Annotated in this window: 13 protein-coding genes; 4 read left to right on the forward strand and 9 right to left on the reverse strand. The window is 56.0% G+C overall.

Going from position 1 to position 15714, the window contains the following annotated elements; translation table 11 throughout:
- Positions 1–256: 256 nt before the first annotated feature.
- From C4520_13725 to C4520_13740, 4 genes are all read left to right on the forward strand, one after another.
- Positions 257–979 (forward strand): SIMPL domain-containing protein, encoded by a 723-nt coding sequence (locus C4520_13725; protein RJP18834.1) that lies wholly within the window; start codon positions 257–259, stop codon positions 977–979.
- Positions 980–993: 14 nt separating this feature from the next.
- Positions 994–3315, forward strand: coding sequence for a PBP1A family penicillin-binding protein (locus C4520_13730; protein RJP18835.1), 2322 nt, complete (start codon positions 994–996; stop codon positions 3313–3315).
- The gene (locus C4520_13735) at positions 3224–3733 is read left to right on the forward strand and encodes a tetratricopeptide repeat protein (GenBank protein ID RJP18836.1); all 510 of its coding nucleotides are present in this window, start codon (positions 3224–3226) and stop codon (positions 3731–3733) included. Before C4520_13730 ends, C4520_13735 begins: the two co-directional genes overlap by 92 nt.
- Positions 3734–3942: 209 nt before the next feature.
- Positions 3943–5409 carry a hypothetical protein gene (locus C4520_13740; protein ID RJP18837.1) on the forward strand — a complete coding sequence of 489 codons (1467 nt, stop codon included), beginning with the start codon at positions 3943–3945 and terminating at the stop codon, positions 5407–5409.
- A gap of 144 nt (positions 5410–5553) precedes the next feature.
- Here C4520_13740 and C4520_13745 read toward each other — a convergent pair whose 3' ends face one another.
- From C4520_13745 to C4520_13785, 9 genes are all read right to left on the reverse strand, one after another.
- Positions 5554–5982 carry a HEAT repeat domain-containing protein gene (locus tag C4520_13745; protein RJP18838.1) on the reverse strand — a complete coding sequence of 143 codons (429 nt, stop codon included), beginning with the start codon at positions 5980–5982 and terminating at the stop codon, positions 5554–5556.
- 34 nt (positions 5983–6016) lie between these two features.
- On the reverse strand, positions 6017–7315 hold the full coding sequence (locus tag C4520_13750) for a hypothetical protein (protein RJP18839.1): 1299 nt from the start codon (positions 7313–7315) through the stop codon (positions 6017–6019).
- A 332-nt stretch (positions 7316–7647) separates the two neighbouring features.
- Positions 7648–10215 carry a hypothetical protein gene (locus C4520_13755; GenBank protein RJP18840.1) on the reverse strand — a complete coding sequence of 856 codons (2568 nt, stop codon included), beginning with the start codon at positions 10213–10215 and terminating at the stop codon, positions 7648–7650.
- Positions 10216–10226: 11 nt separating this feature from the next.
- Complete coding sequence (locus tag C4520_13760; GenBank protein ID RJP18846.1) at positions 10227–10457, reverse strand: hypothetical protein; 231 nt, start codon at positions 10455–10457, stop codon at positions 10227–10229.
- A 138-nt stretch (positions 10458–10595) separates the two neighbouring features.
- The gene (locus C4520_13765; GenBank protein RJP18841.1) at positions 10596–11510 is read right to left on the reverse strand and encodes a pyruvate synthase subunit beta; all 915 of its coding nucleotides are present in this window, start codon (positions 11508–11510) and stop codon (positions 10596–10598) included.
- Complete coding sequence (gene porA / locus C4520_13770; GenBank protein RJP18842.1) at positions 11489–12643, reverse strand: pyruvate ferredoxin oxidoreductase; 1155 nt, start codon at positions 12641–12643, stop codon at positions 11489–11491. Before porA ends, C4520_13765 begins: the two co-directional genes overlap by 22 nt.
- On the reverse strand, positions 12640–14292 hold the full coding sequence (locus C4520_13775) for an FAD-dependent oxidoreductase (protein ID RJP18843.1): 1653 nt from the start codon (positions 14290–14292) through the stop codon (positions 12640–12642). Before C4520_13775 ends, porA begins: the two co-directional genes overlap by 4 nt.
- The gene (locus C4520_13780) at positions 14289–14861 is read right to left on the reverse strand and encodes a pyruvate ferredoxin oxidoreductase (GenBank protein ID RJP18844.1); all 573 of its coding nucleotides are present in this window, start codon (positions 14859–14861) and stop codon (positions 14289–14291) included. The genes C4520_13775 and C4520_13780 overlap by 4 nt, the downstream gene beginning before the upstream one ends.
- A gap of 83 nt (positions 14862–14944) precedes the next feature.
- A complete protein-coding gene (locus tag C4520_13785) occupies positions 14945–15595 on the reverse strand; it encodes a cupin domain-containing protein (GenBank protein RJP18845.1) in 651 nt (216 codons plus the stop codon).
- Positions 15596–15714 lie beyond the last annotated feature (119 nt).

The following is a 15714-nucleotide window of genomic DNA, read 5'->3' on the forward strand; positions in this document are numbered from 1 at the left end:
ATCTCCAAAACCACAAAGGAAACCCAACAGAGCCAATAAGAAGGAGCAGTCAGCAAAAATCCGCCCCCAAGGGCCGATTTAGATGCGTAAGCCCTAGCCGGAATAAAGCCGGAATATTAGCTGACTTGCATTCATGGCGCGACTATGGTATTGTGTTGGTCGACCCCACCCAATGGTTTTCCCCTGCTTCTCATATCGTCGATGTTCAACGTAAGAGATTGAAGCCTGGCAATAACTCTGACATCCGGGAGGCGAAATGAAGAACGGCTCGTTGGCTTCATCGGCGTTTTTGGGAATCAGTCTGGCGCTTGGTCTGGTAATTGCCGGTTATCTCATCGGGGACGCCCTCTATAAGGCGCGGGCCGCCCAGCGATATGTCACAGTCAAAGGCCTGGCCGAATGCGTCGTCGATGCCGACCTGGTGATCTGGCCCATCACGTTCAAGGAGACGGGAAACGACCTGGGAAAACTCCAGAGCGCGATCGACGCCGACCGCAAAACCGTCAGGGCTTTCCTTACCAGCGCTGGCTTTGCCGAAACCGATCTTTCGGAATCGCCTATTGAGATAACCGATTTCGAAGCTCAGCCCTACATGCAGCCGGGCGAACAGCGCCAATACCGGTATATGGCTCGGCGCACCATTATCTTGAGGTCGCCCAACGTGGCGCTGTGCAAGCAGGTGATGGAGCGGTCGGGTGAACTTGTTGGCAATGGGATTGTTCTTGAGGGGAGCGAGTACGGCCAGCGCGCTGAATTCCTCTTCACGAGCCTCGACAGGATAAAGCCTGAAATGATTGCGCATGCGACCAAGGACGCACGCGCGGCTGCAGAGCAATTTGCCCGCGATTCCGGCGGCAAAGTCGGCGCCATCCGAAAAGCGACGCAAGGATTTTTCTCGATCGAAGACCGCGACCGATACACTGCTGAGCGAAAAAACGTCCGCGTGGTAACGACCGTCGAATATTACTTGCTGGATTAGGTAACATATCGCATATGAAGAAAAAGAGCCGTAGATACTTCGAGGTGCGCCGCTTGCTGGCGTGGGGATGCGCCGTTTTCGGCGCCGCCTGCGTGATCTTGATAATTTATTGTCTCTTCCTTTCCCTCAAGATCGAGAAAAGGTTCTCAGGCCGGCGCTGGAGCATTCCCTCAAAAGTGTTTTCCGACTCGACTATCGTTTATCCCGGCCAGCGGATTAACAGCGATCTTTTTCTGGAGAAACTGGAGCATCTTGGCTATCGAAAGGTCTTTCATTCGCCTCAGCGCAAGGGCGAAATGAGGATTTCCGATGACGCCATTGAAATCTTCCTGCACGATTTCGATCTGCCGCCTCATCGGAAATCGGGTTTCGCGGTGCGAATCGGCCTGCATGAAAATGAGTTCGGCTCGATCGTGAACCTGAAGACGCAGGATTTTCTGCCAATTCTCGAACTTGAGCCCGAGGAAATCGCCACCCTCTTTGGCCTCGAGCGCGAGCGGCGCCAACTGATATCGATCGAACAGGCCCCCCGGCATTTGATAGGCGCTGTAGTAAGCGCGGAGGACAAACGCTTTTACGACCACAACGGGATAGACCCGCGCGGAATGGCGCGCGCGTTCTTTGCTAATCTGGATCGCGGCGCTGTTGTGCAAGGCGGCTCTACGATTACCCAACAGCTCGCCAAATGCTATTTTCTTTATCACGAGCGGACAATCGTCCGCAAGCTAAAGGAAATTCTCATATCCCTGGTCGTGGAACTGAAGTACACGAAGGATGAAATCCTCGAAATGTACCTGAACGAGATATACCTCGGGCAGAAGGGGGCGGTTTCCATTAACGGCGTCGGCGAGGCATCCTTCTTTTATTTCGGCAAACCGGTGGATGAGCTTTCTGTTTCCGAGGCGGCCTCGATAGGAGGACTTATCAAGGCGCCAAACCGATATTCCCCGTACGTTGACAAGGAGAAATGCCGCGAGCAGAGGGATCGGGTTCTTCATGCCATGTTCGATAACGGCTGGATCTTCAAGGAGGAATTGGAAAAGGGGCTTTCTGACAGCATAGCAACCGCGGGCGCCACAGATTTCAAGAAGCAGGCGCCATATTTCATAGATTATCTGAAGGAACAGCTCGCTTCACTTTATTCTCCTCATGACCTCGCAAGCCTGGGACTCTCGATATACACCACGCTTGATACTCAGGTACAACTCGCTGCCGAAAGAGCTCTTGAGAGAGGGTTGACCCGTCTTGAGCATTCAAACCCGGCCATAAATCGCCAGGATCCGAAGGAGAAAATACAGGGCGCAGTAGTCGTAATTCAACCGAAGACGGGGTATATTATCGCCATGGCCGGCGGACGTGACTACGGCGTCTCACAATTCAATCGCGCGACACAGGCGCGGCGGCAGCCCGGCAGCGCCTTCAAGCCGTTTGTCTATCTGAGTTATCTGGACCGGGTGACGCCGGCATCCAGAATTTCGAACAAACCCGTCGCATACCAGGTGAACGGAGAGCCATGGGAGCCGCGCAATTTCAGGCCGATACCGGATGAATATCTGAGCGTGCGTGATGCGTTGTCCCGATCGGTTAACATCGCCACGGTGAACCTGGCGATGGACAGCGGGCTGGGTCCAATAATCGAGATGGCGGCGGCATTCCAGTTTTCCACACGCTTCAAAGCGGTTCCGTCGCTGTCGCTGGGGGCATTTGAAGTTGTACCGTTGGAGCTTGCGCGCGCATATTGCGCATTCGCTGCCGATGGCCTTCTTCCCTATCCGCTCTCTCTAAAGGAAGTCGTCGACGAGAGGGGAACGACGCTTGAGCGGAGGCATATGATGATTGACAACGCCATATCGCCCGCCAAATCGTATGTGATGACTTCGCTTTTGAGGAGCGTAGTCACGGATGGAACTGCGAGCTCGCTGAAGGAGATGGGAATTAGCTTCCCGGTCGCCGGAAAAACGGGCACGACCAACGATTTTCGGGACGCGTGGTTTATCGGATATACTCCCACCATCCTTGCTTTGATATGGGTAGGCTTCGACAACGAAGCCTCGACCCATGCGCCGGGGTCAACGGCAGCAATGCCGATCTGGGCGGAACTGGTCAAGGCCATCCCCCAGTATACTTCAGGCGAGTGGTTTGAAGCGCCGCCAGGCGTGGTCAAGCGGGTTATCTGTCCTGACAGCGGCGAATTAGCGGTCAGGACATGTCCCCATTGGACGACAGAGATCTTTCTTGAAGAGAATGCGCCTAAGCAACGGTGCACGCATCATATATCCCGGGACCGATTACGGCAGATATGGGACAATGGTAAAGCTATTATCAATAACTGGTAAAGGCGTCTTCGCGGCTTGCGTGGCAGGATTATTCTTAATCACTTCCGCCTGCGCGGGAACGTATTCCGAGCGGCCGCTGATCATCAGAAGAAGCGATATTCCACCCCCTGAACAGGCGCCCTTGGGTAGGGGGAGTGAGAACCCCCGAGCCGCCGCTTCACTCCAGTTGACACAGCAGGGCCAAGCGCTTCTGGAAGGCGGAAACCCAGATGCAGCCATCAGCATACTGGAGCGCTCGATCGGGCTCGATCCGAAGAACGGGCAGAGTTATTATTGGTTGGCGGAGGTCTGGCTCGCAAAAGGTAATCTCGAACAGGCCGAGGAATTTAATCGACTTGCTGGGCTGTATCTAAAGAATAGAGCCGATTGGGCGCTCTATATCCTTGAACAGCAAGAGCGCATAGCCGCTCAAAGATAATTCGCCTTCCGCCGCATCGGCCGTTCGCCACTCATGATACCTGTCCAAAGAATATGTCAACGACCTTGCCTTGTCATCTGTGATGACCGTTATCCTCCGAACGGTGAGAGTGCAACCTCTGGAAACGAAATTTGACCCGTCGCAGCGGATTCACTACAATATGGCGGACATTTCTTCTCGCTCGACCGAAATCTAAATCCGGAGGCCACATGGCAAAGACGACCGCCAAACTTGAAAATCAAAAGACCAACCTTGCCCCCTTGTTCCTTCCCAAGTCTGTCGCGCACGTGGGCGCATCTCCAAAATCGGCGCTGGGCCGGTTCAATTTCTCCCGGTTTCTCCAGCTCATGAAGTACGAGGGAAAAATCTATCCGGTTAATCCGAAATATGCCGAGGTGCTTGACTTGCCGTGTTACCCCCACTTGGGAGCGGTGCCGGACGACATCGACGTCGCAATCCTCGCCGTGCCGGCAGAGCATTGTCCCGACGTCTTGAGCAGCGTTCAGCCGGGAAAAGTGAAATTCGTCATCATTCATACCTCCGGCTTCGGCGAAATAAACAAGCACGACCTGGAAGCGCGGATATTGAGCCTGGCGCGAGAGAAAGGTTTTCGCGTCGTCGGTCCCAACTGCATGGGAGTGTACAGCCAGCAGGGGCGCACCGGTTTCTGGCGCGAACACTGGGAGATCGTGGATCGACCTGGCTCAATCGGGTTCATCTCGCAGTCGGGCGGGCATGCGGTTAACGTTATTCTGGGTGGGATGGACTCCGGCATCAATTTTAATAAGGTCATCTCTCTTGGAAACCAGATTGATGTCTCGATAAGCGAGCTGCTCGAATATATGGGCGCCGACGACACCATCGGAGTTGTCGGCATCTACATCGAGTCGGTGAAAGATGGAAGGCGCTTCCTTCAAGCCGTCAAGCACGTTTCCCGGCGCAAGCCGGTACTGGTGTGGAAGGGTGGTATCACCGCCACCGGCAAATCGGCGGCCGCGACGCATACCGGTTCGATCGCGGGTAATGAGCAGATATTCACGTCGGCCATGCGGCAGGCGGGAGCGATCATCGTGCCGGATTTGCACCAGATGCTCCGGCTGCTTCGCATTTTGCAGCCGCAATTCCAGTTGCCCGGTTCGCGTATGGCCATCTTTTCCCCTGGCGGCGGCAACAGCGTGAGCATCTCCGACATTTTTTCCCTGCAGCCCGGCCTGAGCCTCTCCCGCCTGACGGCAGAAACGCAGGATAAGCTTCGCTCGCTCTTGCCCGAGGAGAACGTGGACGTAAAGAACCCGATCGATCCGGGCGCAGTTGGCATGATGCGGCTCAATCAGCTCATAGAGGCCGTGGGCGCCGACCCGAACATCGATTCCCTTCTTGTGCTGGTCGCGGCGGACTATCTTTCGAATATAAAGAGCGAGGAGAGCCGTGTGCTGGCAGTCGAGATGATTACGGATATGCTCGCCACCTATACGACGAGAATTCAGAAACCGGTCTTCGCGCTCCTGCAGCAGCAGCGCCAGAACCACGAGGATTTTGATCGTTACCGCCGCGTCATGGTTTCCAAAATGAATGAAAAGGGGATCCCCTGGATCGATGGCTCGTTCAGAGAAGTCGCCGAGGTGTTTTCCCTGCTCGCGCGCTACAAAAACTATCGCACGAGCGAGAGGGCCTGACGTCATCTGGATTCACAACTTTTTGAATTGGTGGAATGTGCTCCCGGGACAAGAACCAGCCGACCCAGTCAGAAACGGAAAAGGCGGCCCGAAGACCGCCCTTTTACTTTCGGATTACGACTTGCCTGATTGATTTCTGACCCGCTATCTCAACTCTGACAATGCCTCCAATGCCCGCTCCCTAAGCAGTTGGAACTTGGTGGCGCGTGCCAAATCTTCAATGGCAGGCGCGGCTTCACCCGCCTGAAGCTTCACCAGCGCCTCAATCGCGGCAGATTGCACCATTTCCAGCGGCGGCATCACGCCCGGCAAAGGAGCGTCTTCCGACGAGATCAACGGGCTTTCTCGCCTAAGGATTAAAATCAGGAGAGGCGCCGCCTCATCCTTTTTGCCGGCCCCAAGACCGTCAATGGCCTCAGTCAATTCGATCCAATTCACCTTCGCCTGCGGAGCATCCACGACGACGCGAATCGACTGCAGCAGCTTATCGTCATCGGGTTTCGTGTTGGCCGTTTCGGCAGCCAAACCGGCAGGCAACAAGAGAAGCAGACACATTGCGAAAAAAGCGTTCATCCTCATTCTTTTCACCCTTTCCCTTCGCCTGCGGTCACGGATTGGTCGACCAATTATAGAGAAACTCGTCGCTCTCGTACGGAATGATGTGTGAATCGATATCCATCTTTGTGCTCAGAACCGAGCATGGCCCGCCGGTGCTGTAATATATCTGTCCCCTCATGTAATCGAGGGCCGTGTTCATATAGTTTTCTCTGAACCCGTAGAGCTGAGTCCCGCTCTTATTACCGTAAGGCAGCGCCGTGAACGTATCGGGCCACGGGCCGGTCCCGAAAGAAAGGTCATAAAGGTACAGGTTGCCGCCGTATTCGAGAAAATTGATGCAGTGGCCGTCATATGGAGCGAAAAATTCATAGGCGCGCCTGGTCTCCACAAAAACGTCGTCGCTGGAAGAACTATCACCCAGATACAGCGGGCAGGGGTAAACGGCATCAACCTCGCGGATTTTCTGCGAGCTGAAGGTTGGCTCGGTGCGTCCGACACCCGCCGAGAAGATAATCATGCTGTTCCATTTGTATTCCGCGCCGGAATCAGCATCTTTCAGGATATAGCAACTGCGGGCGACGTGAACGCCTTGCGTGCCGCACGCGTCGTAGAAGACCTCTTTCATTCCGCCGCACATGCCATCCCTCGAACAAAGGATTTCGGCGGTATCCCAGCCGGACGCGCCGTATTTGATGACTCCCGTCGCGGCGAAACCGGCCATGATCGCATCGGCAATGGCCTTGTCATCGTCCGGAAGTCCCAGGCACCAGTCGGTGGTCCATTCAACCAGCGGACGATAGACCGGAGAGGTGATCGGGGCTGCGTTCAGTCCGTATATCGCATGAGTAGAGGTTCCAATTTTTCTAACCGGGTCTGCTCCAATCTTGTAACCCCACGTCCATGAAACCTCATTCACCGCGATCTCATCGGGAAGAGGGTCGGGCGGAGACATTGTTATCCAGTCTGAAGTCGAACCGCTGAACGTCACCAGCGTGGCAGGTAATCCGCCCAAACTGCCTTTAGCTCCGACCATCGCTTCAGTCACAGTTCCCCATCGAACATACCATTTAACTTTGATTTCAAGATGAGCGCCCCGAACGTACGCGGCCGGATTGTTGAGACCGGTGGACAAGTTGAATTCCGGGGTTAGTATGGGGGAATATGTGCATGGATCGTACATCGTGATGGCGCCGGAGCCCGGTCCCCAGTTGAAATTGATGAGATACGGAACAATCTGTGGTCCGGCGCCCGCCGCCTCCTCTTCAATTTCGAACGCGGAAACTGGATTATGAAACAATAGGAGACCGCAAATCAGAATGAGGAAAAAGAATCCCTGTTCCTTGCGCACAACGGACTCCTTTCACCTTTTCTTCTTACAACGAAAACGTTTGCCCCATCCACAAAACCGCCTTCCTGACGCACAAGCGATGGACTGGAAAAGGCACGCGATTCTTTCTCCACAGGCAGCATGGAACGTGCCCGCGCGCAGGAAAGAAGGCGGCAAAAGTATACCGGCCGAGGCATACATTGTCAAGTTAAATGGTTGTCAAATTGTAACTCTGAGGTGTTGCTCTTCGGAAAAAAAGGGCTCATCTGACTAAGAACGGGATATGAAAACCGGAGAGGAAGGTTCTGTTAGCTCGCGCCAATCCCATTTGGACAGGGTGCATGGCCGGGATTTCATCTGCCCCACTCTTGCGCTTCTCCCCCAAATGTCCAGTCCCGGTGCGCGGGAGGGCAGATGATCTCGGAACGGGACACCACCGCGTAAGGATATGCGAAGGCCTCGGCATCATGTAGAATCTGTTCGGGCGGCGCATCCCCCTCATACGGGGCAATCATGAGGGAGAACTTTTCTGTCCGGCCGTTGTAAGAGGGGGCCGAAGGATCGAGATGATCGGCCATTTTCACTGCCATATATCTTCCCAGGCCGGAATGGGCGGTTGCATAATTCAATTGCTTGCCATAGTAGCTGCCAAAAGGGTTGAGGAAAATACGCGTTGTTCCTCCCGACCCGGCTCGCGTACGCATCGGGCAAAAGGCGAAGGAGGAATTGACGTCCGCAGACTGGGCTACGAGGAGGCCCTTCTTGCCGTCGGACACGGCGACCCAGGCGTTCGTGATGTGGTTGTTGAACGAATCGATCGACGAGTTCCTGGAAAATTCGCCGTAATTCAATTTGTAGTGACTGATGTGACCGCAGTAGTTGTGCTTCCAGATCCTGAGCGGCGTTTCAGCGCGGCCGAGCAAAGCCGGGCGCAGCTCGCAGGGGATTACCTCGCGCCAGTTGTTGTCGTATCGGGTTTGCAGTTTGCGCGCCTTTCGCTTGCTGTAATTGTCCGATTTCGTCGGCGGATACTGGATGCGCACGTTAATATACAAGTATGGGAGGCCGGCGGCCATAAGGAGTTCCCGCTCAATACGAACGGATTGCGCGGCCGCAATAGGAAATTCAGCGACGGCCCGAGCGAATGCGATCAGCCCTTTGGCCAGTACCGCCGATTCAACGAGGCGCCATGCCGAAGCTTCGACCGTTTGGTCGGCGTACGTGACAGCACTGCGAAGAAATGTGCCGGAGGAAAATTCCAGGTCGCCCAACCGGAGGCTGGTGGGATGAAGCCGCTTATCCATGGAGAGCGCGAGGAATTCATTTTGCAGGTCATTTCCCTTCAATGAAGCCGGTGTCCATGGGTGCATGTATTCAGGACTGCTCGAAAACGAAAGATGGAAATCTTTTCTTTCTTTCCCATCCATTTGATCCAAGAATATCAGATCATGAGTGGCCGGCGATTCCCGCTCGCGAAGCGCCAGAAGCGCGCACGGGCATTCATTCCCGCTGGAGGAGAGCAGTTGCGCAGCAGTTGCGCCGCCGGGAAGTGCGAGTTTCACCCTCATGAGCGCGCGGGAAGGTTTCGCCTTGTACGTGACGGTCTTGGTAGAGACGCCGCGCACGTAATCGATGAGTGAAAATTCGGCAGCAGTCTCTTTTTCTTTTCGCCGGCTTTTTCGTAACGCGGCTTCGGCGGCGATATCGAATGCGCGCGACGCAGCCCTGACAGAGGCGAGCGCAAGTTTGGCGCCGGCTCGGAGGCGCGAGACGTTCATCACCGGTGAGGAAAGGCCAAAGTGGGTGGTAGACATACACTTCAGCCGGTTCTCCAATGCCTCTGACAGAAGCGTCTCTATCTCTTTACGATCATCTTTTCTCTTCACGAATTCGAGCAGCCTGCGCACCTGAAATTCGAGCACGCGTGAACGCTCCACCCCGGTCCACACCTGATGGTTCGACCATTTTTCGGCCCAACTCGAGAAGCCGTCGAAGCTGCCATCGGCGGTGTCCTGCCCGATCGTAATCTCGCCCACCGGCAGATGACTCTCAACATACCTACCGGGTGTGGTAAAGCCTACATATTCGAGATCGGCGACGCTCCGGACCAACCCGTCCAACCCGCCTGCGGTCGAAAAGAGCGCGCGAACGAGAGGCCAATTGTAGCCGTACCAGAACTCGTCGTCGGCGTCGGCATCGATGAGTAGCAGGAAATCCATGGGTTGCGCCAGTTCGCACTGTTGCTGCCTGAGGCGACTCACCCAGCGGCGCAGAGAGATGTTGTCGACGATATCGCCGTGGTTGCAGGCCGGCAACAGCGTCATTGTCTCATTTATGCCGGGATAAGAGAGGATGAGCGGGTTAAACCGCTGTTCGAGCGGCAGCGGCGAAATGAAATTGCTGAACGAGTTGAACGGAACGGCGCTGTAGAACAGGCTGATCGAGGAGACGCCATGGCGCGGATACATCTTCAGATGGATCGGCGTGTACATCATCTCCTGCGGGCGAACCATCGGGGCAAACTCGGAAAAGAGATCGCGCAGACCCGAATGCCGGCTGTTCGTTATCGCCCGCCCGATGGCCTCATCGAATTCTGCGGCCGTGTGCGCGCTGATGAGACCGTTGTTGAAAGACATCACCTGAATTTCGTCTTTGCCCTCGGCCACGCGGCGTTTCCATGATTCGATGATGTCAGGACAATGGGCAGGCATGATCGTCTCGAGGGAAAAATAGTTTTCGATATCCCACGACCCGCAGACGGGAATCCCGCGCGAATTAAAATCGTCAAGAACCTTTATCGTGTTGCGGATGATTCGGATATCCGGCCCAAAGCCGAATTCGTCCGGTGTGTCTCCCCGGTATGAGTGATAGAAGTTGACATGAAATCGAAACGCCAGAAAGATTTTGGGGTCTGCCTTCATGGCTCTTTCTTTCAGTCCCGCCGGCTGTTGTCCCGGTTCAACCTCCCGCCCCACAATTGTCCTGCCACAGCGGCCGCCACAAGCAGGGGCACTACCGCCGGCTTAACCAGAAACGCCCTGCGGAGCAGAAAAATGAGAGGCACGGGAATATGGATGTAGAGGAACCAGCGAAGTGAAAATTTTTCCGCCTTTGACCTGAGAAACCCGAACGGCAGGTTGATTGCGACCGTGAAGACGGCCATGCACGCCAAAAAGAGGTATTGTGCCGCATTCAAATATGCCGCCCGCCCTTTCCGATGTTCCTCAGCCGGAGTGATATGTCCTCGAGCGTCGCTGTGACGAGAAAAGCGTACATTTCAAATCCAAGACCCGATCGGCCTTCATTCGAATTCGAATTTTTCCAGCATGGCCTTGTGAAGCAGATGCTCCCAGTCATAGTCCACCCTCGCCTGGATTTCGTCGATCTGCCTGGGCGTGAGGTGGGAAAAGCGTCCCTGCAAAGAAAGGTACTCCTTCACCGGCCTGCCTTCGGGCTCCACGTTGATGACATAGGTTTCACCGTCAAACACCTCGTAAATCGGAAACACCTTGCAATGCGTTGCCAGACGCGCCAGCCGCACGCTCAATTGCGACGAATATTTCCAGCCCGACGGGCACGGAGCCAGGACATGGAGAAACTTGGTTCCGCGGATCGATTTCGCCTTTTCGAATTTCGCGATCAGGTCGTCGGGGAACCCGATGGATGTGGTGGCGACATATGGAATCTTATGACCGGCAAGGATCTGCACGATGTTTTTCTTCTGAGTGTCCTTAGGGTGCGCCTCGGGGGAAGTGGTTGTCCACGCGCGCGCCGGCGTGGCAGAGCTTTGCTGAATGCCCGTATTCATATAGGCCTCGTTGTCATAGCAGGTGTATATGATGTCCTCGTTGCGCTCGACCGCGCCGGACAGCGACTGCAGGCCGATATCGAACGTGCCTCCATCGCCCGCCCAGGCAAGCACATTGATGTCGCTCTTGCCCTGCATTTCGAGCGCGGCGCGAACACCTGAGGCGGTCGAACCGCCCGTCTCGAAAGCTGTATGAAACACCGGCACCCGCAGGGCGGAATAGGGGTACGGCCCCGCGATAACCGACCAGCAGCAGGCGGGAAGGACAACGATCGTGCGCGGCCCGAGCGCCGCCAGCGCGTGCCGCATCGCAATCACCGCCCCGCATCCCTGGCAGGCATAATGGCCGGAACAGACCAGTTCGTTCTCATGCGTCTTTTCGTGATTCATTCTTTCAGTCCCACCCATTCGACCTCGTGTTGGGATGCATCCGGTTTTTGGGCGCGTTCTATCACTTCCTCTATGGAAGCGGGGGTGATATCGCGCCCGCCGAGGCCGGCAATGAAGCCGATCACCTGCGGCCGCTGCGTCTCGTTGCAGAGAGCCGCCTTCAGTTCCTGTGCAAATATGCCGCCCTGTCCGAATGAGATGTTGCGGTCAAGCACCGCAACCTTCTTTACTCCGCGCAGGACGTTCTTCAATTGTTCCGCCGGAAATGGGCGGAAGACGCGCACATTGAGCAGGCCGATTTTCCTGCCGGCGGCATTGAGTTTCTCAACAACCATGCGAGCCGTGCTGGAGATTGTGCCGGAAGATAGAAGCACCAGCTCTGCGCCATCACAAGCGTATGGCTCGATGACCTTGTAGGCTCGCCCGAAAATCCCGCTGAATTGCTGATAGATCGCCGGCAGCACCTGGTGAACCGATTCCGTCGCCTGATGGATTTGGTGGCGCATCTCCATATAGTAATCGGGCGTCGTCAGCGATCCGAACGCCATCGGATTGTCCACGTCGAGCTTGAATTCGGGCCGGTACGGCGGGAGGAACTTGTCCACCTGCTCGGGCGACGGAATATCAACCGCTTCATATGTATGGGAAAGATAAAAGGCGTCGTAGACCACCATTGCCGGCAATGACACCGTCTCGGCAAGCCGGTACGCGATCAGGATCGAATCCAGAATCTCCTGATTGCAGGTGCAGTAGAACTGCAGCCAGCCCGTATCGCGCTGGGCAAGCGAATCGCTCTGGTCGGCCCAAATGTTCCAGCCGGGTGCAAGAGCCCGATTCACTTCGGCCATCACGATTGGCAGGCGGGCGCCCGCGGCCCAATGGAGCATCTCGTGCATGAGCGCGAGCCCCTGAGACGAGGTGGCGGTGAATGCACGGCTGCCAGCCGCCGACGCGCCCACGCAGCAGGCCATCGCCGAATGCTCGGATTCGACCTTGATGAACTTTGCGCGCAGTTTGCCCTCGGCGCACATGTTCGATAATTCCTCGACGATCTGCGTCTGCGGCGTGATTGGGTACGCAGCGATCACCTCCGTCCGCGCGAGCATGACTGCATGCGAGACGGCGTGATTTCCCATGATCACTTTCTTCATAACCGCGTTTCCTCGTCGAGGGTCATGGCGTTGCGCGGGCACTCGAATGCGCAGATGCCGCAGCCTTTGCAATAATCGTAATCAATGGAGTAATCTGCCGCGCCCGATTTCCTGATCGCGATGTCGGGACAATAGATGCGGCAGGTGTCGCACGCGATGCATGCGCCGCAGTGAAAACATCTGCCCGCTTCCTCGGTCGCTGAATGAGAGTGAATGTCTCGATAAATTTCCTGAAATGTTCTCTCTCTTTCCCGCAGCGACAACATGGGCAGGCGGATGCGCGGCTTGTGCGGGAAGTAATCCATGTTCAGGCTTTCAAAACGGGCAACGTCATGCTCAGGATAGGCTGCCGGATCTTCGATCGAGCCGCCAAGCGAGGCATGGATAAGAATCGCAGCGCGGCGTCCGGACCCAATTGCATGAGAAACCGTGCGGATCGAGGTGACCAGGTCGCCGCCGATAAAGACGTTCTCACGAAGTTCCGCGGATGCCTTGGATTGCGTGAGCGCCTGTTCCATCAAACGATTGTCCGGCGCCTCGCCGATCGCTGTGATGACAGTGTCGGCCTGCAGCAGGAATCGAGAGCCGGCAAGCGGTTCCGGCTGTCGGCGTCCCGAACGGTCCGGCTCGCCGAGGCGGCACTGCTCGCAGGCGACCAGAAGGCCGCCGCCCGCATCGCGGGCGATTTCCGAGAGCTGAACGAGATATCGAATTGCGACACCCTCCTTCTGGGCCTCTTCCACTTCGGGCGCATATGCCGGCATCTCGTTTCTTGTGCGGCGATAAAGAAGAGTCGGCTGAGCGCCCAGCCGCAATGCGCTTCGCGCCGCATCCACAGCGGCATTCCCTCCGCCGATTACCAGGACTGTTTTGCCGATTGCGGGAATCCGTCCGCTATTGACCAGCTTCAGAAAACTCAGCGCGTCGATGACTCTTTCTTCCTCTTCACCCGGGATCCCCAGTTTTCGCACGCTGCCGAAACCACTCGCGAGAAAAACCGCATCATGCCGCTGTCTCAACTCTTCGAGGTCGTTTATCGCCGTGCCTGTTTTCAGGTCGATGCCCAGGCTGAGTATGTTATCTATTTCCTCACACAAAACGTCCTTCGGAAGACGATACGCCGGAATCCCATATCGCAACAGCCCGCCCGGTTCAGTCTCGGCCTCAAAAATGGTAACGCTGTGTCCCAGTCGGGCAAGATGAAACGCGCAGGTTAGACCTGCCGGGCCCGCGCCGAGAACGGCTATTCTCTTGCCGGTTTGCGGGAACTTGTATTTTCCGACCTTACTTTTTGTGTGGTCGCCGATATACCGTTCGAGGGCGTGTATCGCTATCGGTCGATCAAACTGCCCACGATTGCATTCGGTCTCGCATGGATGAAAACACACCCGGCCGCAGACTCGAGGAAACGGGTTGACCTCCCTGATTATCCGGCCCGCCTCCTCCAGGTTGCCTTCCTGCAACCGCCTGATCCAAAGCTCGACCCGCTCTCCCGCGGGACAGGCGGCAATGCACGGTGAAAGTTTTTCCTCATATCGCGGACGCAAGTACCGCCAGCTGCCGGTCAGGTTGTCAACTACTCCTGCCCGCGAAACGGGCCCGGGCGCGGGAAGAATTTTTGGCAGTTTCTTCTCTTTTTTTGCACTCATTTGTTTGTTGCCGGCGTTGTAATTAGACTTGCCTGCTCGTACGCATCCTGTGCGGCGGCGGCGTTTTGCTCCGGCCCTTTCGGTACACCTTCCCGGATGGCTTGAAGCACCGACTCGATGCGCACCAAGCCGCTGACTTGCGCGAACGCGCCGAGGATGGCGGTATTGACTATCGGGTTCGTACTCGTGCCGAGATTATGCTTTACTGCGATAGCGGTCGCATCGACGGCAGCGACGGTGTAACGCTGCAATTCAGGGTTTGAAAGGGGGCGGGGCGCAATATTCAGAACAATGAGGCCGCCGGCCTTCAACCCGCCGACCACGCTCGTTTCATGCAACAGCGTCGGGTCGAGCACCACGATTATGTCCGGCTCGTAAATATTGCAGCGGATGTAGATGGGGGAATCATCGATTCTGGTGAAGGCGGTCACCGGCGCGCCGCGGCGTTCCACTCCAAAGGCGGGAAATGATTGCACGTGCTTCCCTTCATGGAAAAACGCATCGGCAAGAATCTTTGCCGCCACGACGGCGCCTTGGCCGCCTCTTCCATGAAACCGAATTTCAATCATTATGTTCCCGGTAAATGCTATCCTGCAGCGAATCGGGTCCCATGGGCAAATGCATGTTCTCCTGGAAAACCATTCGGTTGCGGTCAACTCTCCGGATAGATAACCACCACGGCGCGAGGTTTCCTGTCGCCCTTGCCGATAAACGCATGGGGCATACTTGAATCGAAATACAGGCTGTCTCCCTCGTGCAGGCGAACCACCTCGTCGTCGGCGTGAAATTCGATCTCGCCGTCAAGGACATACATGAACTCCTCTCCTCGATGGCTGACCGGCGGCACCTGCTCGTCGATATCTATATCGAATTCAACCAGGAACGGCTCCATATGTCGTTCCGCAAGCCGGAACGAGAGCGACTCATACGAGTAACTCAGCGGCGACTTCTCCGGCGTGGGCCGGCGCGCCACCCGCTTATGGTCCCCCTTGCGGACCACCTCGTACCGCTTCGGCGGAGCGACATCCGAAAAAAAATCGCCGATATGCACGTTCAGTGCATTGGCGAGTTTCAGGAGCGTCGCAACCGGCGGCGTTACCGCCTCGCTCTCGATCTGCGAAAGCACGATGGCGGTAAGCCCCGCCCGTTCAGCCGCCTCCGTCACGGACAACTTTTTGGCTTCCCGCAACGTCCGAATTTTTGCGCCAAGCCGCAATTCCTTTGCGCCACTCTCTTGTCGGGGCATACGTACGACCTCCCAAAAGCTTATCGCAGTTTCCTTCATTATACCACCGCAAGTCATGATTCATCAACCGTTTTTCGCCCAGCGATTCCGCAAACCGGGTGGGGAATTCCCACATAAGTTCTTGAGTTGCCTTAAGTAATCCCACCAGCAGATTTCTTGAGCAAAGTCGCGATCAA

The sequence above is a fragment of the Candidatus Abyssobacteria bacterium SURF_5 genome, from assembly GCA_003598085.1.
Taxonomy (GTDB): domain Bacteria; phylum Abyssobacteria; class SURF-5; order SURF-5; family SURF-5; genus SURF-5.